Consider the following 22,360-nt stretch of genomic DNA (forward strand, 5'->3'; position numbering starts at 1 on the left):
GCCACCACGGAACGACCGGCGGCGACGCCTGGGTCGCCCCGGTCACGTCCGGTGAGGACGGGATCCTCAGCGGCAACCAGCTGATCCCCGTGCTCAACGCGCCGGTCACCGTCACCGGCAACGCCGTCTCCGTCATCGGGGACAGCACCGTCATCGGCGGATCCGGATCAGGCCACCACGGCGCCACCGGCGGTGGCACGATCCTCTCGCCGGTCACCTCCGGCGAGGACGGGATCCTCAGCGGCAACCAGCTGATCCCGGTGATCAACCTGCCGATCACGATCGGCGGCAACGCCGTCTCCGTCATCGGTGACAGCACGGTGCTCAACCCCGGAACGCCGGGCACCCCCGGAACCCCGGGTACTCCGGGCACGCCTGGAACCCCGGGCACGCCCGGCACTCCCGGAACCCCCGGAACCCCCGGCACCCCGGGCACGCCCGGAACCCCCGGCACCCCGGGCACGCCCGGAACCCCCGGAACCCCGGGCACGCCTGGCACCCCCGGAACCCCCGGAACCTCGGGTCACCACCACACCATGGAGACGGTCGGCGCCACCGCGGCCACCGGCTCCGCACGCCTGGCCGCGACGGGTGGGGCAGACGGATTCGCCGCGCTGCTGATGGGCCTCGCGCTCATCGCGGTCGGTGGAGCCGCCGTCGCGCGCCGACGGGTCGCGTGAGGCGAGGGCGGACCGGGCGCCTGGCCCGGTCCGCCCCCTCCGCACCCGGAAAAGGCGGATGCCGCAGACCGGAACCCCTCAGGGGCCGGGCTGCGGCATCCGTCGTGCCGTTCGCGCCTTACTTGGCGGCGACGACCACGAGGGTGATCACGGCGGTGAGATCGTCACGCAGGCGAACGGTCGCCTCGTGCTCGCCCACCGACTTGATCGCCGACGTGATGTGGATCTTGCGCTTGTCCAGGTCGCCGAGGCCTGCGGCCTTCACGGCGTCCGCGACGTCACCGGTCTTGACCGAGCCGAACAGGCGGCCTTCGGCGCCGGCCTTGACGGTCAGCTTGACCTTGTTGGACTCGAGGGCATCCTTGAGGGCCACGGCCTCTTCGTGGTCGTGGATCGCGCGCGCCTCGCGGCCGGCGCGGATCGCGGCGACCTGCTTCTCGCCACCGCGGCTCCACGCCACGGCGAATCCCTGGGGGATGAGGTAGTTGCGGGCGTACCCGTTCTTGACCTCGACCACGTCACCGGCGCTACCGAGCCCGGCGACCTCGTTCGTGAGAATCAGCTTCGACATATCAGCCCCTACCTGCCGGCGCCGGCGTAGGGCAGCAGTGCCATCTCACGCGCGTTCTTGATCGCGCGAGCGATGAGGCGCTGCTCCTGCACGGAGACACCGGTGATGCGACGGGCGCGGATCTTTCCACGCTCCGAGATGAACTTGCGCAGCGTGGCGACGTCCTTGTAGTCGATCACGCCGACGCGGGTCGGCTTCGCGGGGGCTGCGTTCTTCGCGCCCTTCCGCGGCTTGCGGCGGTCGCCGCTTGACTTTCCAGCCATGTTTCTTCCTTACGGTTCGAGATCGGATGCCGTACTCGGCGCTGCGCGCGAGGCGCGGCATCCGGAATCAGTGTTTAGAACGGGGTGTCGTCGCCGTAGGCGCCGGGGGCTGCCCACGAGTCGCCACCGGACGAGGCCGCCGGAGCGGACTGCGTGCCGGGCGTCGACCAGGGCTCGTCCGAGACCTGGCCGCGCGACTGACCGCCGCCGCCGGCCGCGCGCGTCACCTGAGCGGTGGCGTAACGCAGCGACGGGCCGATCTCGTCGACCTCGAGCTCGATCGCGGTGCGCTTCTCGCCCTCGCGCGTCTCGTAGGAGCGCTGCTTCAGGCGACCGGTAGCGATGACGCGGGAGCCCTTCGTCAGCGAGCCGGCCACGTGCTCGGCGAATTCACGCCACACGCTCGCGCGGAGGAACAGCGCTTCGCCGTCCTTCCACTCGTTGGCCTGACGGTCGAAGTTGCGCGGCGTCGACGCGATCGTGAAGTTCGCGACGGGGAGACCGTTCTGCGTGTAGCGCAGCTCGGGATCGGCCGTGAGGTTTCCCACGACGGTGATGATCGTCTCGCCGGCCATCGTCGTTACGCGTCCTGCTTGATCTTCGCCGGGCGGGCAGCCTTGCGGGCGGCCTTCTCCTCGGCACGGACGCGCTCGGACTCGATCAGGGCGATCGCCTCTTCGGCACGCAGCACCTTGGTGCGCATGATCTGCTCGCTCAGCTTGAGCTGACGGTCCAGCTCCTGCGTCGCGGTGCTGGTGGCGGTGAAGGCGACGACGGCGTAGATGCCCTCGTTCTTCTTCTGGATCTCGTACGCAAGACGGCGCTTGCCCCAGACGTCGACGTTGTCGATCGTGCCGCCGTCGGTCGTGATGACCTTCAGGAACTTGTCGAGGATCGTCGGAACCTGGCGCTCATCGATCTCGGGGTTGAGGATCACCATGAGTTCGTACTGGTGTGTGTGCGTCACTAACCCACCTCCTTCGGACTAGAACGGCTGCCGGGCATTTCCCGGTAGCAGGAGGGTGTGTGCACGCTGTCCGCGAGAGGCGCGCAGGTGCGCGCATGCGGACAACCCTCCTATGCTACCGGATCCGGCGCGCGTGTCCGAACCCGAGGTTCACCGGGCTCCTTCCCGCGCCGACATCTGCTGGAGCACCCGGCTCAGTCCGTCCACCCCGGACGACGCGCGGAGCTCGGCCGAGAGGGCCTCCGCGCGTGCCCGGAACGACGACTCGGAGAGCACCCGCGAGACCGCCGCCCCGACCGCCGCCGCCGCCGGGCGGTTCGTCTTCAGGTTGATGCCCGCTCCCGACCAACCGACCCGCGCGCACACCTCGACCTTGTCCTCGGTCTGACCGGCCACGACGAGGGGGACCGCGTGAGCGAGGGCCTGCTGCACCCCGCCGTAGCCGCCGTTGGTGACCATGACGTCCACGAGCGGGAGGAAGCGGTCGTACGGCAGGTACTCGGCGACGCGGACGTTCGCCGGAAGCTCCGCCGGCAGGCTCTCGCGGGCACGACCACCCGTGGAGACCACGACGAGGCACTCGGATGCCGCCATCGCGGCGACCGTCGGCAGCACCAGCTGGCCGAAGTCCGAGTTCGCGATCGTGCCCTGGGTCACATGGACCACCGGCCGCGTCCCGTCCAGGTCGTCCCACCACTCCGGCACGACGGTATCGGGTGCAGGCGCCGTGAGCGGACCGGCGAAATGCACGGTGTCAGGCAGATCGCTGCGCGGGTACTCGAAGCCGGGCACCGTGAACTGCACGAGGGCATCGGCGGCACTGGCCCAGTCCAGGATGAAGCCCGCAAGACCGGTCCCCGTCTCGCGCCGGCAGACGGCATCGGCCTCACGCTGCACGCCGCCGAAGATCACGTTCTCGGCCAGGACGGAGAGCGCCGCGTTGCGCACACGCCCGATCGCTCCACCCAGCGGCGGGATCCCCAGTCCGAACGGCGCGGTGTCGCGGCTCTTCACCCCGAGCGGGAAGATACCGAGTGCGACCACCGCGGGCCGCTCCTCCCGGGGAAGCCGCGCGAGCAGCGCCGCACCGAAGAACAAGGGTTCGGCCAGCACCGCATCGACCTCGGAGCCGGCGAGCTCGGCACGGAGCGCGGCGAACTGACTCGCCGCCGGACGGATGAAGAGGTTCGACATGTCGAACCGGATCGCGGCCGGCCCGCGAAGACCGACGCGCTCGGGGAACTCGGCGTCCGCATCGTCGAGGTTGACGTCTGCGTCCGCGGGGAGCGGTACGAAGCGCGCCCCCGCGGCCCGCACGCGCTCGGCGTAGCGCGCGCTCGTGAGAACCGACACCTCGTGACCCCGTGCGAGGAGGTCGCGGGCGATGCGCACCAGCGGGACGACGTGGCCATGTGCGGGCGTGCAGGCGATCAGGTAGGTGGACATGCTCGGATCCTTCGCGTAGTTTGAATGTACTAACGAAGTATTCATCCCACCGAAAGGCAAGTCAATAGTGGATTCCGCATCGGCTGCCGCGCCGCCACGCGTCTACCGCTCCGCATTGCGCGCCCAGCAGGCCGCCGAGACCCGCCGCCGGATCGTGGAAGCGGCGGCGCAGCTGTTCTCTTCCGAGGGGTATCAGGCCGCGACTCTGGCGGCGATCGGGCGGGCGGCGGGCGTGTCGACCGAGACCGTGAAGACCGCCGCCTCGAAGGCGGAGCTGCTGATCGCCGCGTTCGAGGTGACGTTCGCCGGTGTGGAGGCTGCGGCGACGCTCACGGAGACCGAGGTGGCCGCGGATGTCTTCTCGGTGCCTGACGCCGCGTTCCTCGATGTGGTGATCAGACAGATCGGCGATGCCAATGCGCGCGGCCACGCCCTGTGGACCGTGCTCGTCGGAGCCGCGGCATCCGATCCGGTGGTGGATGCCGCCCTCCGCGGGATCCTCGAACGACGGGCCGCGGACTACCGCCGCCTCGTCGATGAGCTTCTCGCGCGCGGCTACACCGCACGTGTCACCGATCCCGAGGCCACCGCCGCCGCCCTGTCGTTCCTGCTCTCGCCGGAGGGATATCAGCAGCTGGTCACGCAGTCGGGATGGAGCACCGAGCGCTACGCCGCCTGGGTGCGCGCGGCGATCCTGGCCGAGCTCACTCGCTGAGCAGCGCCTCCACCCACGCCCGGTCGGCGTCGGGGGTGGGCGGTGCGAGGGGGTACGCCGCGGGCGTGGACGAGAGCGTGATCGGATGCCGCACCCCCGGCATCCGATCGACCCCGGCTTCGGCGATCGGGTCGAGCCCGAGATCGGCCGCCCAGGCGAACGCCTCGGCGATGTCGAGGATCGGCGCGCAGGGGACGCCGGCTGCGGACAGCCGGGCGTACCACTCGTGCGCGGACGCGCCGGCGAGCGCCCGGTGCAGCACGGGGCGCAGCTCGTCGCGCCGGGCCGTGCGCTCGCGCGCCGTCGCGAACCGGTCGTCGGGCTCGAGGCCGAGTGCTGTGGCGAGGCGTGCGTACTGGACGTCGTTGCCGACCGCGATCACGATGTGCCCGTCTGCCGTGGGGAAGGGGCCGTACGGGTAGATGCTCGGGTGGTCGTTGCCCAGCCGCCGCGGCACAACGCCGGCGAGCGCGAACGCGCCGGACTGGTTGGCGAGTGCGGACAGTGCGGAGGACAGCAGATTCACCTCGACGTGCTGGCCCTCTCCGGTCGCCTCGCGATGCCGCAGGGCGGCGAGGATGCCGACCGCCGCGTGCAGGCCCGTCACGACGTCCACGATCGCGACGCCCGCCTTCGCGGGCTCGCCCTCCGGTGTCCCGGTGACACTCATCAGGCCCGAGAGCGCCTGTGCGAGGACGTCGTAACCGGGCAGCTCGGAATCCGCGCCGAAGCCCGTGATCGAGGCGTAGACGACCCCGGGGTTGTCCCGGCGCACCGCGGCGTGGTCCAGGCCGAACCGCGCGAGCCCGCCGGGCTTGAAGTTCTCGACCACGACATCGGCCCGGCGAGCGAGACGGCGCGCGGTCGCAAGGTCGTCGGCATCCTCGAGGTCGAGGGTGATGGTCCGCTTGTTGCGGTTCACCGACAGGTAATAGGTCGCTTCGCCGTCGCGCGCGGGCGGCAGCCACTGCCGGGTCTCATCGCCCGACGGGCCCTCGACCTTGACGACGGTCGCGCCGAGGTCGCCGAGCAGCATCGTGCAGTACGGCCCCGCGAGCACCCGGGTGAAGTCCGCGACGACGAGCCCGGTGAGCGGGCCGTGCGTCACCGGAACGCCCCGAGCCCGGTCAGGTGCTCCCCGAGGATCAGCGTGTGCACCTCATCAGTGCCCTCGTACGTCCGCACCGACTCGAGGTTCGCGGCGTGCCGGATCGGGGAGTGCTCCAGCAGCACGCCGTTGCCGCCGAGGATCGTGCGCGCCTCGCGGGCGATCTTCAGAGACTCGCGCACGTTGTTGAGCTTGCCGACCGAGATCTGCACGGGCTGCAGGGTGCCGGCATCCTTCAACCGGCCCAGGTGGAGCGCGAGCAGCGCGCCCTTCTGCAGCTCTAGCACCATATCGACGAGCTTCTGCTGCGTGAGCTGGAAGCCCGCGATCGGACGGTCGAACTGCTCGCGGCGCAGGGCGTAGCGCAGCGCCGCCTCGTAGCTGTCGCGCCCCGCACCGAGCGCGCCCCACACGATGCCGTAGCGGGCTTCGTTCAGCGCGGAGAACGGACCGCGGAGTCCTTTCGCGCCGGGGAGGAGCGCGGATGCGGGCAGCCGGATCTCATCGAAGTGCAGCTCGCACTGCACCGAGGCCCGCATCGAGCCCTTCGGCTCGAGCACGTGAGCGTGATACCCGGGGGCGTCGGTGGGGACGAGGAAGCCGCGGACCCCGTCGTCGGTCTGCGCCCACACCACCGTCAGCTGCGCCACGGTCGCAAGGCCGATCCAGCGCTTGGAGCCGGTGAGGATCCAGTCCTCGCCGTCGCGCCGGGCGAAGGTCTTCATGCTCGAGGGGTCGGATCCGGCACTGGGCTCGGTGAGGCCGAAACTGCCGATCACGTCGCCGGTCGCCATGCGCGGCAGCCACTCCTGCTTCTGCTCCTCGCTGCCCCAGCGATGGATCGAGCCCATCGCGAGCGAGCCCTGCACCGACACGAAGGTGCGCAGCCCCGAGTCGCCGGCCTCGAGCTCGAGCGCCGCGAGTCCGTACTCGACGGCGCTGCGGCCCGGGCATCCGTAGCCCTGGAGGCTCATGCCCAGCACGCCCAGCTCGCCGAACGCGCGGGCGAGCTCGACGGGGAAGTGCGCCCGGTCGTACCAGTCCGCGATGTGCGGTCGGATCTCGGCGTCCACGAACGCACGCACGCGGTCGCGGACGGCGAGTTCGTCGGCGCTCAGCAGCGCGTCGAGGCCGAGCACGTCGGAGGCCGCGCGCAGCGCCTCGAGGTCTTCCGGGTCTCTCGCGCCCATGCCGGCTCCTTCGATCGTGCTCGGGTACTTCGATCTTGCCGCCTCCGGCCGCGCATAACTCCTGCAAAACGCGACGCGAGAGGCTCCGTCGGCTCGTTTGCGGCGTCGGAGCCCACGGATCGCAGGAGTTATGCCCACACGGAGGCCCGGAGCAGACCGGATAGCGTGGCCGCATGGCGACTCCGAGCCCGACTCCGTTCGATCCCCGGTCTCTCACCGAGCCGGTCGACCGCAACTCCGTGCGCGAGTACACGCGACAGCATCGCACCGCGGGGACCGGATTCGGCTCGGCCGCCGCCGTGATCCCGATCATCATCGGCATCTTCGTCGTCGTCACGTTCGGCAGCGTCTTCGTATCGGTCGCCGCCTCGATCATCGGCGCTTTCGCGTCGTTCGGCAGCGGCGACGGTGGAGCGTCGGTCATCTTCAGCGTGATCGCCTCGTTCCTGCCGATACTCGTGATGGGCGGGGTCATCGCCGCGATCGCGATCGTGTTCACGCGCGGTGCGCTCGGGCGCAGCGAACGGCGCTACCGGCTGGACCGGTTCGCGGCAGCGAACGGCATGTCCTATGTCCCGGCGCTGCAGAATCCCGCCCTGCCCGGCATGATCTTCGGCACCGGCAGCTCCCGCGCCTCGACCGACCTTGTCCGCGGCACCCAGCCGCGCTTCGTCGAGTTCGCGAACTACCAGTACACGACCGGCTCCGGCAAGAACCGCACCACGCACCGGTGGGGCTACGTCGCGATCAAGCTCGACGTGCCGCTTCCGAACATCGTCCTGGACGCGACGAGCAACAACGGCCTGTTCGGCTCCAACCTGCCGACGACGTTCGACAAAGACCAGCGCCTGAGCCTGGAGGGCGACTTCGACCGGTACTTCGCGCTGTACTGCCCCGAGGGCTACGAGCAGGACGCGCTGTACCTGTTCACCCCCGACATCATGGCCCGCTTCATCGACCACGCCGCGGCCCTGGACGTCGAGATCGTGGACGACTGGCTCTTCCTCTACGGAAAGCGCGAGTTCTCCAGCCTCGACCCGGCGACGTGGGCGTGGCTGTTCTCCGTCGTCGGGGCGCTCCTGGACAAGTTCGCGCAGTGGGCGCGGTGGCGCGACGAACGCCTCCACGCGGATGCCGCTCCCGCACTGGCGGCGAGCGCTCCGGCATCCGCCCCGGACGCACCCACGGCCGTCGCCTTCGCACCGCCGGCCGCTGCCCTGCGTCCGCCGCCCGGCGTCGCCCTCTCGGGCCGGCGCCTGAAGCGCGGCATCTCCTGGCCCGCGATCGTCGTCTTCGCCCTCGTCGTGCTGTTCTGGTTCGGCACGCAGTTCGGTGTGTTCGACCTGTTCTTCGGCAGCATCTTCCGCAACTGAGCGCCGGCGCGGCAGCGCCCGCCGGCTCAGTGGGCACCGGGCGCGGCATCCCGCCCCGCAAGCCCGCGGATCTCGTCCACCGAGGCGCGGCGCGGCCGGTTCGGTGGGCGAATCCCGTCACCTCATCAGCCGCGAGTCAGCGGATGCCGTCCACCGAGCGGCCGGGCCGTGACCGGCGCAGAGGCTCAGCTCCCGCGGGTGAGTCGCCACGCCTCCCGGCGCTCGGCCTGCTCGACCGGATCGGGCACGGGGAGCGAGACCAGGAGCCGCTTCGTGTAGTCGTCGGTCGGGTTCAGCAGCACCCGCACGGTCGTGCCCTGCTCGCGGATCTCGCCGTACCGCAGCACGATCACCCGGTCGGCGACCTCGTCGATCACCGCGAGATCGTGGCTGATGAACAGCGACGCGAAGCCGAACTCGCGCTGCAGCTCGGCGAACAGCTCGAGCACGCGCGCCTGCACCGAGACGTCCAAGGCGCTCGTCGGCTCGTCCGCGATCAGCAGCTTCGGGTTCAGGGCGAGGGCGCGCGCGAGCGACGCGCGCTGGCGCTGACCGCCCGACAGCTCGTGCGGGAACCGGTCCCCGAACGCGGTCGGCAGACGGACGGCATCCAGCAGCTCGTCCACCCGCGCGCGGGTATCGCGCGCCGACATGGACGAGCGGTGCACGACGAGGGGCTCGGCGATGCACTCCGCGATCGTCAGGAGCGGGTTGAAGCTCGTCGCCGGATCCTGGAAGACGAACCCGACGTCGGGCCGCAGCTTCACCAGGTGCCGGGTCTTCGCTCCGCGCAGCTCCTGACCGAGGACCTTCAGCGACCCGCCGAGGACATCCGTCAGACCGACCATCGCCCGCCCGATCGTGGTCTTGCCCGACCCGGACTCGCCGACGAGGCCCACGACCTCGCCGGGGGCGATCCAGAAGTCCACGCCCTTGACCGCGACGACACCGGGAGACCCGAGGCGTCCGGGGTAGCCGATCTGCACCCCGCGAGCGACGACCAGCGCGTCGGCGGGCGGCTCGGTCGGCGCGGCGACGGCCGGATCCTGCCGCGAGCTCTTTCCGCGCCCGACGTGCGGGACGGCGGCGAGGAGCTCGCGCGTGTACTCCTGCTGCGGGTTCGCGAACAGCTCGCGCACCGGCGCCTGCTCGACGATCTCGCCGCGGTACATCACGATCACCCGGTCCGCGAGATCGGCGACGACCCCCATGTTGTGGGTGATGAGCACGATCGTCGCGCCGAACTCGTCGCGACACGCGCGGAGCAGTTCGAGGATCTCGGCTTGCACGGTGACATCGAGCGCGGTCGTCGGCTCGTCTGCGATGATGAGCCGCGCGTCGAGCACGAGGGCCATCGCGATCACGACGCGCTGCTTCTGCCCGCCCGAGAACTGGTGCGGGTAGTCGTCGACGCGCTTCTCCGGCTCGGGGATGCCGACCTTGCGGAGGATTTCGATCGCCCGGTTCTTGGCCTCGGCGTTCGAGAGCTTCTCGTGCGCCTTCAGGCCCTCGGCGATCTGGAATCCGACGGTGAACACCGGATTCAGGGCGGTGGAGGGCTCCTGGAACACCATCGCGGCATCCCGGCCCCGCATCTGCTGCAGCTGCGCATGCGAGGCGTGCACGATGTCGGTCTCTTCGCCGTCGCGCCCGCGCACGATCACGGCGCCCGAGAGCGTCGCGGTCTCGGGGAGGAGCCCGAGGAGCGTGTTCGCGGTCACGGTCTTTCCCGAGCCCGACTCGCCGACGATCGCGAGCACTTCGCCCGCGCGCGCCTCGAGGGAGATGCCGGTGATCGCGGCGACGGGCTCGCCGTCGGTCGCGAACGTGACCTTCAGGTCGCTGATCGAGGCGACGTCCTGGATCGCGGTATCCCTCATGCGGCACCTCCGGCGCGGCGACGGCGGCGCAGCCGCGGGTCGCTCAGATCGTTCAGGCTCTCGCCGACCAGCGTGATGCCGAGCACCACGAGCACGATCGCGACGCCCGGGGGGATCGCGGTCCACCAGATGCCGCTGGAGACATCGGCGACCGAGCGGTTGAGGTCGTAGCCCCACTCGGCCGCGGCGGTCGCCTCGATGCCGAACCCGAGGAAGCCGAGGCCCGCGAGCGTCAGGAGCGCCTCCGAGGCGTTCAACGTCACGATCACCGGGATCGAGCGGGTCGCGTTGCGCAGCACGTGGCGCGTGAGGATGCGGTGCGTCGGCACTCCGATCACGCGGGCGGACTCGACGAAGGGCTCCGCCTTGATGCGGACGACCTCCGCGCGGACCACGCGGAAGTACTGCGGCACGAAGACCACGGTGATCGCGATGGCTGCGGACAGGATGCCGCCCCACAGCGTGGACTGCCCGCCGCTGACGACGATCGCGATCACGATCGCGAGCAGGAGCGAGGGGAACGAGTAGATCGCGTCGGCGAAGACGACGAGGATCCGGTCGAGCCAGCCGCCGAAGTAGCCGCTGACGAGGCCCAGGGCGATGCCGAGGAAGATCGAGAACAGGATCGCGCAGATGATCGCGAGGAGCGCGGTCTGCGCGCCCCAGATCACGCGGGAGAAGACGTCGAACCCGCTGACGGTCGTGCCGAGGATGTTCATCGAGTTCGGCGGCTGCTGCGTGCCGAACGAGACGCCGTCGACGCTGCGCTGAGCCCAGCCGTACGGAGCGATCCACGGCGCGAAGGCCGCGACGATCACGAAGACGCCGACGATCAGGAGTCCGAGGACGAGCATGAAGCGCTGCAGCCCCACGCTCTGGCGCAGCTGCGAGATGACGGGGATGCGGTCCAGCAGCGGACGCTTGCGCGTGGTCACGGCCGCGGGAGCGGCATCCGGGGTCTTCTCGAGATCGGGAGCGGACATCAGTACCTCACCCTCGGGTCGATGATCACCGCGACGATGTCGACGATGAAGTTCGTGACGGCGACCACGACGGCGATCATGATCACGATGCCCTGCACGGCGACGAAGTCGCGCGCCTTGATGTACTCGGAGAGCATGAAGCCGATGCCCTTCCACTCGAACGAGGTCTCGGTCAGGACCGCGCCCGAGAGCAGCACCGCGATCTGCAGGCCGATCACCGTCACGATCGGGATGAGCGCCGGGCGGTAGGCGTGCTTGGTGAGGAGGCGGTACTCGCCGACGCCGCGCGAGCGGGCGGAGGTGACGTACTGCGCGCCGAGCGTGCCGATCACGTTCGTGCGGACGAGGCGGAGGAAGATGCCCGCGGTGAGGAGTCCGAGGGCGAGACCCGGCAGCACCGCGTGCCACAGGACGTCGCCGACGGCGGCGGGGCTGCCGAGGCGGATCGCGTCGATCAGGTAGATGCCGGTCGGGCCGTCCAGGCCCTGCAGCCGCAGTTCGGTGCGGGTCGAGGCGCGGCCGGCGACCGGCAGCCAGTCGAGCCACACCGCGAAGACGAGCTTGAGCAGGATCGCGACGAAGAAGATCGGGGTGGCGTACGCGAGGATCGCACCGATGCGCAGGAAGGCGTCGGGCAGGCGGTCGCGGCGGGCGGCGGCGATGAGGCCGAACGGGATGCCGATGAGGAAAGCCACGATGAGGGCGTAGAACGCGAGCTCGATCGTCGCCGAGCCGTAGGTCAGCAGGATCTGCGTGACCGGGCGGTTGTCGGTGAGGGTCGTGCCGAAGTCGCCGCGGAAGACGCCGGCGATGTACTCGAAGTACTGGATCAGGAGCGGACGGTCATAGCCCGCCTGCGCGATGCGCTCGGCGAGGGCGTCCGGCGGGAGGCGGCCGCCGAGGGCCGCGGTGATGGGGTCGCCGGTGATCCGCATCAGGAAGAACACGACGGTGACCAGGATGATGACCGTCGGGAAGATCAGCAGGAACCTGATCAGGATGTAGCGCCAGAGACCGCCGCTGCGGGGGGAGACCAGCGGCGTCCCGACGTTGCCGGCTTCGACCGGTGTGACCATGAGTGAGCCTTCGAGAGCTGTGCGGGGAGAACGCGTCACGGGCCGGGGCCGCCCGGCGGCAGGTGCGATGACCTGCCGCCGGGACGACCTCCGGCCCGCGGGCGGTTACTTCGTCAGCGGTGCGTAGCGGAACTTGAACGAGCCGTCGAGCACGGCACCGTCCACGTCCGCGCCGACGATCGCGACCTGCGTGCCCTGGAGGAGCGGCAGGGTCGAGAGGTCGGCGGCCACGAGCGCCTGGATCTGCTCGATGTCGGCCTGGCGGGTGGCGGCATCCGTCTCCGACGCCTGGTCGGTGATCAGCTGCTGCACCTCCGCGTTGCTGTAGTGGTTCACGAGGAAGTTGTCCTCGGAGAAGAACGGCGTCAGGTAGTTGTCGGCGTCGGAGTAGTCCGGGAACCAGCCGAGCTGGTACGCCGGGTAGACGTCGGCCGTGCGGTCCTTGGAGTACTGCACCCACTCGGTCTGCGCGAGGTTGACGGTGAACAGGCCGCCTTCCTCGAGCTGCGACTTGACCGCGGCGTACTCGTCACCCGACGAGGGGCCGTAGTGGTCGCCGTTGTACTGCAGGTTCAGCGCGACCGGGATCTGGACCCCGGCCTCCTCGAGGCGGGCCTTGGCCGCGTCGACGTCCGGGCCGCCGTTGCCGTCGCCGTAGAGCTCCTTGAGGGGCTCGGTCGCGCCGGTCAGACCCTGCGGGACGTAGGAGTACAGCGGGGTGTAGGTGCCCTTGTACACGTCCTCGGCGATCGCGTCGCGGTCGATCAGGTCGGCCGCGGCCTGGCGGACGGCGAGCGCCTTGGCGGGGTCCGCCTCGGTCGTGGTCGCGCCGAAGGGCTGCGTGTCGAAGTTGAAGACGATGTAGCGGATCTCGCCGCCGGGGCCCTCGACGATCTTGACGGCGTCGTTGGTCGACAGGTCGTCGATGTCGGTGGCCGACAGGCTGCGGTACGCCACATCGATGTCGCCGCCCTCGATGTCGAGCTTGAGGTTCGACGGGTCGGCGTAGTACTTGACCGTGACACCGGCGTTCTCGGCCGCGGGGAGCGCGCCCTTGTAGTCGGCGAACGGGACGTAGGAGATGAGCTCGTTCACCTTGTACGAGTCGATCGTGTACTGGCCGGCGAAGGCTTCGCCCGCCACGATGTCGTCGTCCGAGGTGACGCTGTCGGCCGAGAAGACGTCCTCGTCGACGATCGGAGCCGCGGGGCTGGAGAGGATCTGCTCCCACGTCTGGTCGTTGGGGTTCTTCAGGGTGAACACGACCGTCAGGTCATCGGGCGCCTCGACGCTGTCGAGGTTGCCGAGCAGGTAGGACGGGCCGTTCTCGTCGGCGATCGTCAGCTGACGGTCGAACGTGAACTTCACGTCGGAGGAGGTCAGCTCGTTGCCGTTCGCGAAGGTCAGACCCTCCTTGAGCTTCACCGTGTACTCGGTCGGCGAGGTGAACTCGCCCGACTCGGCGATGTCGGGGGTGACATCGGCGGTGCCGTAGGCGCTGTTGAACAGGAAGGGGTAGATCTGGTTCATCACGGCGAACGAGCCGTTGTCGTACGAGCCCGCCGGGTCGATCGAGGTGATCTTGTCGGTGGTGCCGACCAGGATCGGCTCGCCGGATGCATCGCCGCCGTCGCTGGACGAGTCGCCCCCGCCACCGGCGCAGCCGGCGAGGAGGATTGCCGTCGCGCCGAAGGCGCCCAGGGCCAGGCCGAGACGGCCGCGCCCGCTGGAGTGCAGTGTCATTAGTGCTACCTCTGCTGTGAAGGAGTCGACCGCGCCGGGAGGGCGCGGTCCTCCGCATATCTAACGCCTGCCGGTGGCGTTCGGCAATCCGGTGAACGTTTCGTAACGGAACTGAGATCCGCGTGAAATGGCACCGGATGCCGCGCTACGCCGACCCTGCGGTCTTCAGCCCGAAGTGCGCCAGTTCGCGCTCGTCCAGCATCCGGGATCTGATGAGGAAGCGCATGCCCGTGGGTCCCTCGACGCTGAAGCCGGCGCCGCGGCCGGGGACGACGTCGATCGTGAGGTGCGTGTACTTCCAGTACTCGAACTGCGACTCGGACATGTAGACCTCGACGGGGTCGTCCAGGCCGACCTCGATCGAGCCGAGCAGCACGTCGCTCGGCCCCGTCAGGAACATGCCCACCGGGTAGCACATCGGTGCGCTGCCGTCGCAGCATCCGCCGGACTGGTGGAACATCAGCCTGCCGTGCTGCTTCGTCAGGTCGCGGATGAGGGATGCCGCGGCATCCGTCACCGCGACGCGTTCGGGTGTCTGCACCATCGCTGTCTGCTTCCTTCGCTCGTGTTTCCCGTGAAACGCCATCTGCACGTCGAGACCATGGGTATCGCCCACAGTCTCGACGCGCAGTTGGCGTCTCACGGGTCAGGTCCCGGGGGGGTGGAGGGCGCCCCGGGGGGACGGGCGCCCTCCGCTCGGCGGCTCAGAAGAAGCCCATCGCGCCTTCGGCGTACGAGACCAGCAGGTTCTTGGTCTGCTGGTAGTGGTCGAGCATCTTCAGGTGGTTCTCGCGACCGATCCCGGACTGCTTGTATCCGCCGAACGCCGCGTGCGCGGGGTACTGGTGGTACGTGTTGGTCCAGACGCGGCCGGCCTCGATCGCGCGGCCGGCTCGGTAGGCGGTGTCGCCGGAGCGGCTCCAGACGCCGGCGCCCAGACCGTAGAGCGTGTCGTTGGCGATGTCGATCGCGCCGCCGAAGTCATCGAACGACGTGACCGAGACGACGGGGCCGAAGATCTCCTCCTGGAAGATGCGCATGTCGTTCGTGCCTTCGAACACGGTCGGCTGCACGTAGAAGCCTTCGCTCAGGTCGCCGCCGAGGTCGACCCGCTCTCCGCCGGCGAGCAGCTTCGCGCCGCCCTGCTTGCCGATGTCGATGTAGGACAGGATCTTCTCGAGCTGGTCGTTCGAGGCCTGCGCGCCGATCATGGTCGCGGGATCCAGCGGGTTCCCCTGCACGATCTTGCCGACGCGCTCGAGTCCGTCCCCGAGGAACTGGTCGTAGATCGAGCGCTGGATGAGCGCGCGCGACGGACACGTGCAGACCTCGCCGCCGTTCAGGGCGAAGAACGTGAAGCCCTCGAGCGCCTTGTCGTAGTAGTCGTCCTTCGCGCGGGCGACGTCCTCGAAGAAGATGTTCGCGCTCTTGCCTCCGAGCTCGAGCGTGACGGGGATCAGGTTCTGCGAGGCGTACTGCATGATGAGACGCCCGGTCGTGGTCTCGCCGGTGAACGCGACCTTGCGGATGCGCTTGTGCTGCGCCAGGGGCGCACCCGCCTCGATGCCGAAGCCGTTGACGATGTTCACGACGCCGGCCGGAAGCAGGTCGCCGATGATCTCGAACAGGAACAGGATGCTGGCCGGGGTCTGTTCGGCGGGCTTGAGCACGACGCAGTTTCCGGCGGCGAGCGCGGGGGCGAGCTTCCAGGTCGCCATGAGGATCGGGAAGTTCCAGGGGATGATTTGCCCGACCACGCCCAGCGGCTCGTGGAAGTGGTACGCGACGGTGTCCTCGTCGATCTGGCTGAGCGAGCCCTCCTGGGCCCGCAGCACGCCCGCGAAGTAGCGGAAGTGGTCGACGACGAGCGGGATGTCGGCCGCGAGCGTCTCGCGCACCGGCTTGCCGTTGTCCCATGTCTCGGCGACCGCGATCTTCTCGAGGTTCGCCTCGATGCGGTCGGCGATCCTGTTCAGGATGTTGGCGCGCTCGGCGGGGGTCGTGCGCTTCCAGGACTCGAACGCCTGCCAGGCGACGTCGACGGCACGGTCGATGTCCTCGACCGTGCCGCGACCGACCTCCGTGAAGGGCTTGCCGTTCACGGGCGAGATGTTCTCGAAATACTGCCCCTTGATCGGCTCGACGAATTCGCCGCCGATGTAGTGGCCGTAGCGCGGGCGGTAATCGGCGACCGCGCCGCGGGTGCCGGGGTTGGCGTAGACGCTCGAGACGCCCTCTTCGACGATTGTCATTGTGTCTCCTTCGACGTGTCCGCGACGTCCGGTGTCGCGATGCGTCGACGGTAGGTCGGGCAAGGTTGCATCCCGTTGCATGGGTCGGTCCTCGTCCTCGCCGCCGTCCCCCGAGGCGGTGGTTCTCCCCTCGAGATGGTGGCTCTTCCCTCGAGGTGGTGGGTTTCCCCTCGAGATGGTGGCTCTTCCCTCGAGATGGTGGCTCTTCCCTCGAGATGGTGGGTTTCCCCTCGAGATGGTCGGTCCTTCGCTGAGATGGTGGCTCTTCCCTCGAGATGGTGGCTCTTCCCTCGAGACGGTGGGCACCATCTCGGACGAAAAGGGACCACCTCGGCGACAAAGGCACCATCTCGGACGAAAAGGGACCATCTCGGCGGGGAAGAGGGACGGAGCAGGAACCCGGGCGACGGAGCACGAACCGGGGCGACGGATCAGTCGGCGGACTGCAGCCGCTCGATCCGCGCGACGAGCGCGGCGCGCTTGGGCGAGCGCGCCGGCAGCATCCGCAGGCAGAGCGTGAGCAGCTCCTCGTCCTCCGCGCCGGCATCCGTCTCGGCGAACGCGAGCAGCACGTCCACGCTCGCCTCGGCGATGAGCGCTTCGCGCAGGGCCGTGCGCACGGTGTCGCGCAGTTCCTCCACGCCCGGCGAGGTCGAATCGGGCAGCACGTCGCCCCGATACGCCGCGAGCGCGACCCGGTGCGCGCCGCGATCCAGCAGCGACAGCACCTGCTGCGCATCGGTCTCCAGCTCGACGCCGAGCCGGTACGGCCGGGACTCCGGCACGAGCGCCGGCGCCTGCTTCTCGAGCACTCTGCGCAGGCGCACCATCTCGGCGCGCAGCGTGACGGTGACGGATGCCGAGGCCCCGGCATCCGCATCGCCGTAGACGAGCGCCCCCAACTGGTCGGCCGAGACCCCCTGCCGGTGGGTGGCGAGCATGAGGAGCAGTTCGGCATGGCGCTGACCGAGTTCGGAGACGGATTCCGCGCCCTCGCGCGCCACCTCCAGCAGCGCCCGATCGCGTCCGAGCACCCGGAGCGTGATGCGCTCCACCGGAGCCGCGGCCCGCCGCGGCGCCGCCGGCTGCTCCGCCCGCGCCCGCAGCCGGGCGACCAGCAGTTCACCCTCGATCGCCCGCGCCGTCGCGTCGACGAGGAGCTGCGCCTGCGGGGTGATGGTCTCATCCCGTCCGGTGACGTCGATCACCCCGAGTATGCGCCGCGACTCCGGGTCGTGCACCGGCACCGCCGTGCACGACCACGGCTGCACGAGCCGGTTGAAGTGCTCGGCCCCGCGGATCTGCACCGAGCGGTCCAGCGCCAGCGCGGTGCCCGGCGCGGAGGTGCCGACCGCCTGCTCGGACCAGTTCGCCCCGGCGACGAAGCCCATATCGCCGGTGAGCGCCCGGATGTGATGGTCTCCCTCGACCCACAGCAGTCGCCCCGCCGCGTCGCCGACCGCGACCACGACTCCGGATTCGCTCGCCTCTCCCGGCAGCAGCAGCGCCCGGATCATGTCCATCACGCTCGCGAGCGGGTGCGTGCGCCGGTACTCCTCGAGCTCGGCGCTCGCGAGGTCGAGCGGCGGAAGCGCCTCGGCGCCGACGAGACTCGCCAGCGCGCGGCGCCAGGAATCCTGCACGAGCGGCCGCACGTCGTGCAGGCGCGGGTCGGCGCCGTTCCCGGCGACGAGCTCTTCGTGGGCGCGCTCGATCAGCAGGCGCGAGTTCTGCGGTGAGACCTCGCGGCGCGGCGACCACGGCGATGGCATGGCAGCTCCGTTCGACGTCGGGGAGCACGATCAGTCTAGGCACGCGAGGGGCATCACAGGCCGAGCGTGGGACCAAGGCCCCTGACGCCCACCCGCGCACAGGCGCAGAGTGGAATCACACCCACCACAGGAGGAGGACGCCATGAAGGCCGTGCAGTATCGCGAGATCGGCAAGGGACCCGAGGTCGTCGAGATCGACACCCCCGAACCCGGACCGGGTCAGATCCGGCTGCGGGTGACCGCGGCGGGCCTCTGCCACTCGGACTGGTTCGTGATGGACCTTCCCGCCGACCAGTACATCTACGGCCTGCCCCTCACGCTCGGTCACGAAGGGGCCGGCGTCGTGGACAAGCTCGGCGATGGTGTCGAGGGCATCGAGGTCGGCGGCGCGTACGCCGTCTACGGCCCGTGGGGCTGCGGCCAGTGCCGGGCGTGCGCGGAGGGCCGGGAGAACTACTGCACGCGGGCCGCGGAGCTCGGCATCGCCCCTCCGGGCCTGGGCGCACCCGGCGCGATGGCCGAGTACCTGATCGTCGACGACGCCCGCCACCTCGTTCCGCTCGGCGATCTCGATCCCGTCCAGACGGTGTCGCTGACGGATGCCGGCCTCACGCCCTACCACGCGATCAAGGCCGCGCAGCAGAAGCTGTTCCCGGGTGCCGTGGCCGTCGTGATCGGCGCGGGCGGGCTCGGGCACGTCGGCATCCAGATCCTCCGTGCCACGACGGCGGCGACCGTGATCGCGGTCGACCTGAACGAGGAGAAGCTCGCCCTCGCCGCCGAGGTCGGTGCGCACCACACCGTGCTCGCCGGTCCTGAGGCGGCCGAGAAGATCCGCGAACTCACCGGCGGCTCCGGCGCGGAGGCCGTGTTCGACTTCGTCGGCGCGCAGCCCACGATCGACACCGCGCGGGCGGTCGTCGCCGTCGACGGGTACGTCAGCATCGTCGGCATCGGCGGCGGGCTGATGCCCACCGGCTTCTTCTCCACCCCGTTCGGCGTGTCCGTACGCGCGCCCTACTGGGGCAGCCGCAGCGAGCTGATCGAGGTGCTCGACCTCGCCCGCAGCGGCGCGATCACCGTGCACACCGAGCGGTTCGGCATCGACGACGCGGTCTCGGCGTACGAGAAGCTCCACGCGGGCACGGTGCGCGGCCGCGCGGTCGTCACTCCGTAGCTGCCGCAGCGCCCTGCGCGGCCCACCACGCGCGCAGGCGCGCCTCCGCGTCGGCCTCGTCGAGCACGCCTTCGTCGAGTCGCAGATCCAGCAGGTATCGGTAGGCCTTCCCGACCTCCGGGCCGGGCCGGATGCCGAGCACCTCCTGGATGCGGTTCCCGTCCAGCGCGGGACGCATCGCGCCGAGCTCCTCCGCCGCCGCGAGCTCGTCGATGCGGCGCTCGATGTCGTCGTACGCGGCCGCGAGCCGCGCAGCCTTGCGCTTGTTGCGCGTGGTCACGTCGGCGCGCGTGAGGATGTGCAGGCGGGACAGCTCGTCGCCGGCATCCCGCACGTAGCGCCGGACGGCGGAATCGGTCCACGCCCCCTCCGCATAGCCGAAGAAGCGCAGGTGCAGCTCGATGAGCGTCGTGACCGAGGCGATCGTGTCGGAGTCGAACCGGAGCGCCTGCAGGCGTTTGCGGGCGAGTCGGGCGCCCTTGACGTCGTGGTGGTGGAAGGTCACCCCGCCCCCGGGCTCCAGCTTGCGGGTCGCGGGCTTGCCGATGTCATGCAGGAGAGCGGCCAGGCGCAGCGGCACGTCGGGCGCTGTACCGGGGAAGCGCAGCTGCTCGAGATCGATCGCCTGCCGCAGCACCGTCAGCGAATGCTCGTAGACGTCCTTGTGGTGGTGGTGCTCATCCACCTCGAGGCGCAGCGCCGGCACTTCGGGCAGGAACCGGTCCAGCACTCCGGTCTCGACCAGCAGACGGATGCCGCGCACCGGGTCGTCGGTCTGGAGGAGCTTCACGAGCTCACCCTGGATGCGCTCCGGGCTCACGATCGACAGCGTGTCGCGGAGTTCGGTCATCGCCGCGACGGTCGCGGGATCGACGTCGAACCCGAGCTGTGCGCTGAAGCGCGCCGCGCGGAGCATACGGAGGGGGTCGTCACCGAAGCTCACCGCCGGGTCGGCGGGAGTCCGCAGGCGACGCGCGACGAGGTCCTCGACGCCGCCGCTCGGGTCGACGAGCGTGCGCCCGGGCACCCGGAGCGCCATGGCGTTCACCGTGAAATCGCGTCGGGCGAGGTCGCCCTCGAGCGAATCGCCGAACTCGACGGTGGGCTTGCGGGTCAGTCCGTCGTAGCTGTCGGCGCGGAACGTCGTGATCTCCACCTGCTGCGCCGCGCCGGTGTGCGGATCGCGGATGCGCGCGCCGATCGTGCCGAAGTCGCGGCCGACGTCCCACTGTGCCGTGCTGATCGGACGGACGATCCTCAGGATGTCGTCCGGCCGCGCGTCGGTCGTGAAGTCAAGGTCGTTCGCCGGGCGCGCCAGGAGCGCGTCACGCACCGGCCCGCCGACGATCGCGAGCTCGAACCCCGCCGCGGCGAACGCGTCGGCCACGGTCGACACGATCGGCGACGCGGCGAGCGCGCCCAGGCGCGCCACACCCTCGGCCATGTTGAGCATGGTTTCCAGCCTACCGACGCGCGTCTCGGCCACTTGGGGGGCCCGTCGGTGAAAGCGCGGGGTGGTTCCGGCCGATTCGCGCGTCCGAGGGGCGTCAGCGGTCGGTTTCTCCCCGCGCTTTCACACGCGATGCTCGAGCACGGCTCACGCGAACGCGAGGAACCCCGTGAACACCAGCTCCCGCACCTCGGGAAGCAGCGCCCGGCGCAGCTCGCGGCCGTCGACCTCCAGCAGCGTCGCGATCGCGTCGATGAGGACGCCGACGGCGAGGTCGCCGTCGCACGCGCCCACGAGGGCTGCCAGCCCCGGGTCCGCGGCCACCACGCGCGCGAAGCCGCCGCCCTGGTGCAGCTCGATCACGCTGGGGTCCTCGACCCCGGGCAGGTGATGGCGGGCTTCCGTGATGTCGGGGGCGACGATGAGCACCGCCGCGGCGAGCGCGTCGTCATCCAGCGCCGCCACCCGGTCGTGCGCCGCGAGGGCGCGCGCCAGATGCGCACCGAGGGCGTCCTGCCCCCCGAGCGACTGCCCGATCCGTTCGTACCGCGCAAGGCTCGGTGCCCCGGAGACGGGTCTGCGCAGCAGCACGTACCCGAAGCCGATGCCGGTCACTCCGCGCTCGTCGAAGTCGGTGAGCCAGGCGTCGATCAGCGCGGCGTACTGCGGCGTCCCGGGCACGGTGCCGCCGTCGCGCACCCACAGTTCGGCGTACGCGAGGGGGTCGAGGCTCTCGCGTTCGATGACCCACGCGTCCAGCGGCACGTCGGAGGACTCGACCCACTCGCGCACGCGATCCAGGCCCACGGTCCCGCCGCGGCTCTCCCAGTTGCCGAGCATCAGCGCGACGCCGCCGGGCTCGAGGTGCGTGCCGACCCCGCGGATGACCGAGGCGACCAGGTCGTCGCCCTGCATCCCGCCGTCGCGGTACTCGTACGCCGGAACCCCCGCAACCCGCGGCGTGATCACGAACGGCGGATTGGAGACCACCCGGTCGAACCGCTCGCCGCGCACGGGCTCGAAGAGCGACCCCCGCAGCGTCCGGATGCCGGTCATGCCGTTCAGCAGCGCATTCAGTCGGGTGAACCGGAGCGCTCGATCCGAGATGTCGGTCGCGACGACCTCGGCGACGTCGCGTCGGGCACGCAGGGATTGGATGCCGCACCCCGCGCCGAGATCGAGTGCTCGGCCCGCGGGGGTGGGCAACTGCAGTCCCGCGAGTGTGAGCGACGCGCCGCCGACGCCGAGCACGTGGTCTTCGGGGAGGGGTCCGCCGAGCGCCGCTTCGTCCAGGTCGCTCGCGATCCACCACTGCCCCGAGCCGCGGTCGTCCGTGAAGGACTGCGGACGGATGATCGCCTGCGGCACGACATCGCCGTCGATACGGCAGAGTCCGAGACGCTCCAGGCCCACCGCACCGAGTGTCGGCAGCGCCCGGTCGACCGCGGCGATCGGCTGCGGCATCCCGAGCACCAGCAGCCGACCGAGGACGGCGAGCGCATCGGCACGGTCGCCGAGCGCGCGCATCGCCGGCGAGCGCAGTCCGCGCGCGATCGCGTTGTCAGCCGTCTCTCCCCACGCCGAGCGCAGCGCCTCGGAGAAGAATCCGGCGTCGTGCAGGTCATCGGCGAGCGCCCGGCACAGCGCGGGATCGGGTTCGGGGAGCACGTCTCCATTCAAGCGCGAGACCGCACCGGCTCGGGCGCGGGTCGAC

General features: G+C 70.3%; 20 protein-coding genes. 4 read left to right on the forward strand and 16 right to left on the reverse strand.

Annotation, left to right across the window (positions count from 1 at the left end):
* Positions 1-680, forward strand: a 680-nt coding sequence (locus AB0P18_RS02030; RefSeq protein ID WP_363358676.1) for an LPXTG cell wall anchor domain-containing protein, incomplete at its 5' end; no start/stop codon positions are given.
* A gap of 118 nt (positions 681-798) precedes the next feature.
* On the opposite strand, the gene rplI is transcribed toward AB0P18_RS02030, so the two are convergent.
* From rplI to AB0P18_RS02055, 5 genes are all read right to left on the reverse strand, one after another.
* Complete coding sequence (gene rplI / locus AB0P18_RS02035) at positions 799-1,251, reverse strand: 50S ribosomal protein L9 (protein ID WP_363358677.1); 453 nt, start codon at positions 1,249-1,251, stop codon at positions 799-801.
* A gap of 8 nt (positions 1,252-1,259) precedes the next feature.
* Entirely contained in the window at positions 1,260-1,514 is a 255-nt protein-coding gene (gene rpsR, locus AB0P18_RS02040) for a 30S ribosomal protein S18 (RefSeq protein WP_091701232.1), read from the reverse strand.
* Positions 1,515-1,588: 74 nt separating this feature from the next.
* Positions 1,589-2,089 carry a single-stranded DNA-binding protein gene (locus AB0P18_RS02045; protein ID WP_344050884.1) on the reverse strand — a complete coding sequence of 167 codons (501 nt, stop codon included), beginning with the start codon at positions 2,087-2,089 and terminating at the stop codon, positions 1,589-1,591.
* A 5-nt stretch (positions 2,090-2,094) separates the two neighbouring features.
* Complete coding sequence (gene rpsF, locus AB0P18_RS02050) at positions 2,095-2,454, reverse strand: 30S ribosomal protein S6 (RefSeq protein WP_344055773.1); 360 nt, start codon at positions 2,452-2,454, stop codon at positions 2,095-2,097.
* A 177-nt stretch (positions 2,455-2,631) separates the two neighbouring features.
* A complete protein-coding gene (locus AB0P18_RS02055) occupies positions 2,632-3,927 on the reverse strand; it encodes a nucleotide disphospho-sugar-binding domain-containing protein (RefSeq protein WP_363358678.1) in 1,296 nt (431 codons plus the stop codon).
* A 67-nt stretch (positions 3,928-3,994) separates the two neighbouring features.
* Here AB0P18_RS02055 and AB0P18_RS02060 point away from each other — a divergent pair, with 67 nt between their 5' ends.
* Positions 3,995-4,642, forward strand: a complete 648-nt coding sequence (locus AB0P18_RS02060) for a TetR family transcriptional regulator (RefSeq protein ID WP_363358679.1) — start codon at positions 3,995-3,997, stop codon at positions 4,640-4,642.
* On the opposite strand, the gene AB0P18_RS02065 is transcribed toward AB0P18_RS02060, so the two are convergent.
* On the reverse strand, positions 4,632-5,750 hold the full coding sequence (locus tag AB0P18_RS02065) for a CoA transferase (RefSeq protein ID WP_363358680.1): 1,119 nt from the start codon (positions 5,748-5,750) through the stop codon (positions 4,632-4,634). The two genes, AB0P18_RS02060 and AB0P18_RS02065, sit on opposite strands and share 11 nt — an antisense overlap.
* A complete protein-coding gene (locus AB0P18_RS02070; RefSeq protein WP_363358681.1) occupies positions 5,747-6,940 on the reverse strand; it encodes an acyl-CoA dehydrogenase family protein in 1,194 nt (397 codons plus the stop codon). Before AB0P18_RS02070 ends, AB0P18_RS02065 begins: the two co-directional genes overlap by 4 nt.
* Positions 6,941-7,113: 173 nt before the next feature.
* Between AB0P18_RS02070 and AB0P18_RS02075 the strand changes: the two genes are divergently transcribed.
* The gene (locus AB0P18_RS02075; RefSeq protein ID WP_363358682.1) at positions 7,114-8,313 is read left to right on the forward strand and encodes a hypothetical protein; all 1,200 of its coding nucleotides are present in this window, start codon (positions 7,114-7,116) and stop codon (positions 8,311-8,313) included.
* A gap of 185 nt (positions 8,314-8,498) precedes the next feature.
* Here AB0P18_RS02075 and AB0P18_RS02080 read toward each other — a convergent pair whose 3' ends face one another.
* From AB0P18_RS02080 to AB0P18_RS02110, 7 genes are all read right to left on the reverse strand, one after another.
* A complete protein-coding gene (locus tag AB0P18_RS02080) occupies positions 8,499-10,193 on the reverse strand; it encodes an ABC transporter ATP-binding protein (RefSeq protein WP_363358683.1) in 1,695 nt (564 codons plus the stop codon).
* A complete protein-coding gene (locus AB0P18_RS02085) occupies positions 10,190-11,176 on the reverse strand; it encodes an ABC transporter permease (RefSeq protein WP_363358684.1) in 987 nt (328 codons plus the stop codon). Before AB0P18_RS02085 ends, AB0P18_RS02080 begins: the two co-directional genes overlap by 4 nt.
* The gene (locus tag AB0P18_RS02090; protein ID WP_344050897.1) at positions 11,176-12,252 is read right to left on the reverse strand and encodes an ABC transporter permease; all 1,077 of its coding nucleotides are present in this window, start codon (positions 12,250-12,252) and stop codon (positions 11,176-11,178) included. The genes AB0P18_RS02085 and AB0P18_RS02090 overlap by 1 nt, the downstream gene beginning before the upstream one ends.
* 105 nt (positions 12,253-12,357) lie before the next feature.
* Positions 12,358-13,995, reverse strand: coding sequence for an ABC transporter substrate-binding protein (locus AB0P18_RS02095; protein WP_344050899.1), 1,638 nt, complete (start codon positions 13,993-13,995; stop codon positions 12,358-12,360).
* Positions 13,996-14,140: 145 nt separating this feature from the next.
* Positions 14,141-14,539, reverse strand: a complete 399-nt coding sequence (locus AB0P18_RS02100) for a DUF779 domain-containing protein (RefSeq protein WP_363358685.1) — start codon at positions 14,537-14,539, stop codon at positions 14,141-14,143.
* A 160-nt stretch (positions 14,540-14,699) separates the two neighbouring features.
* Positions 14,700-16,247, reverse strand: a complete 1,548-nt coding sequence (locus tag AB0P18_RS02105) for an aldehyde dehydrogenase family protein (RefSeq protein ID WP_344050905.1) — start codon at positions 16,245-16,247, stop codon at positions 14,700-14,702.
* Positions 16,248-16,678: 431 nt separating this feature from the next.
* Positions 16,679-18,019 (reverse strand): GAF domain-containing protein, encoded by a 1,341-nt coding sequence (locus AB0P18_RS02110; RefSeq protein ID WP_344050907.1) that lies wholly within the window; start codon positions 18,017-18,019, stop codon positions 16,679-16,681.
* 142 nt (positions 18,020-18,161) lie between these two features.
* On the opposite strand from AB0P18_RS02110, the gene AB0P18_RS02115 reads away from it, so the two are divergent.
* On the forward strand, positions 18,162-19,196 hold the full coding sequence (locus AB0P18_RS02115) for an NAD(P)-dependent alcohol dehydrogenase (RefSeq protein ID WP_363358686.1): 1,035 nt from the start codon (positions 18,162-18,164) through the stop codon (positions 19,194-19,196).
* Here AB0P18_RS02115 and AB0P18_RS02120 read toward each other — a convergent pair.
* Complete coding sequence (locus tag AB0P18_RS02120) at positions 19,186-20,649, reverse strand: CCA tRNA nucleotidyltransferase (RefSeq protein WP_363358687.1); 1,464 nt, start codon at positions 20,647-20,649, stop codon at positions 19,186-19,188. The genes AB0P18_RS02115 and AB0P18_RS02120 overlap by 11 nt on opposite strands.
* Before the next feature lie 144 nt (positions 20,650-20,793).
* Positions 20,794-22,314, reverse strand: a complete 1,521-nt coding sequence (locus AB0P18_RS02125) for a methyltransferase (protein ID WP_363358688.1) — start codon at positions 22,312-22,314, stop codon at positions 20,794-20,796.
* Between the last annotated feature and the right edge of the window lie 46 nt (positions 22,315-22,360).

Origin of the sequence: Microbacterium sp. NPDC064584, assembly GCF_040687315.1 — a bacterium.
Classification (GTDB): domain Bacteria; phylum Actinomycetota; class Actinomycetes; order Actinomycetales; family Microbacteriaceae; genus Microbacterium; species Microbacterium lacus.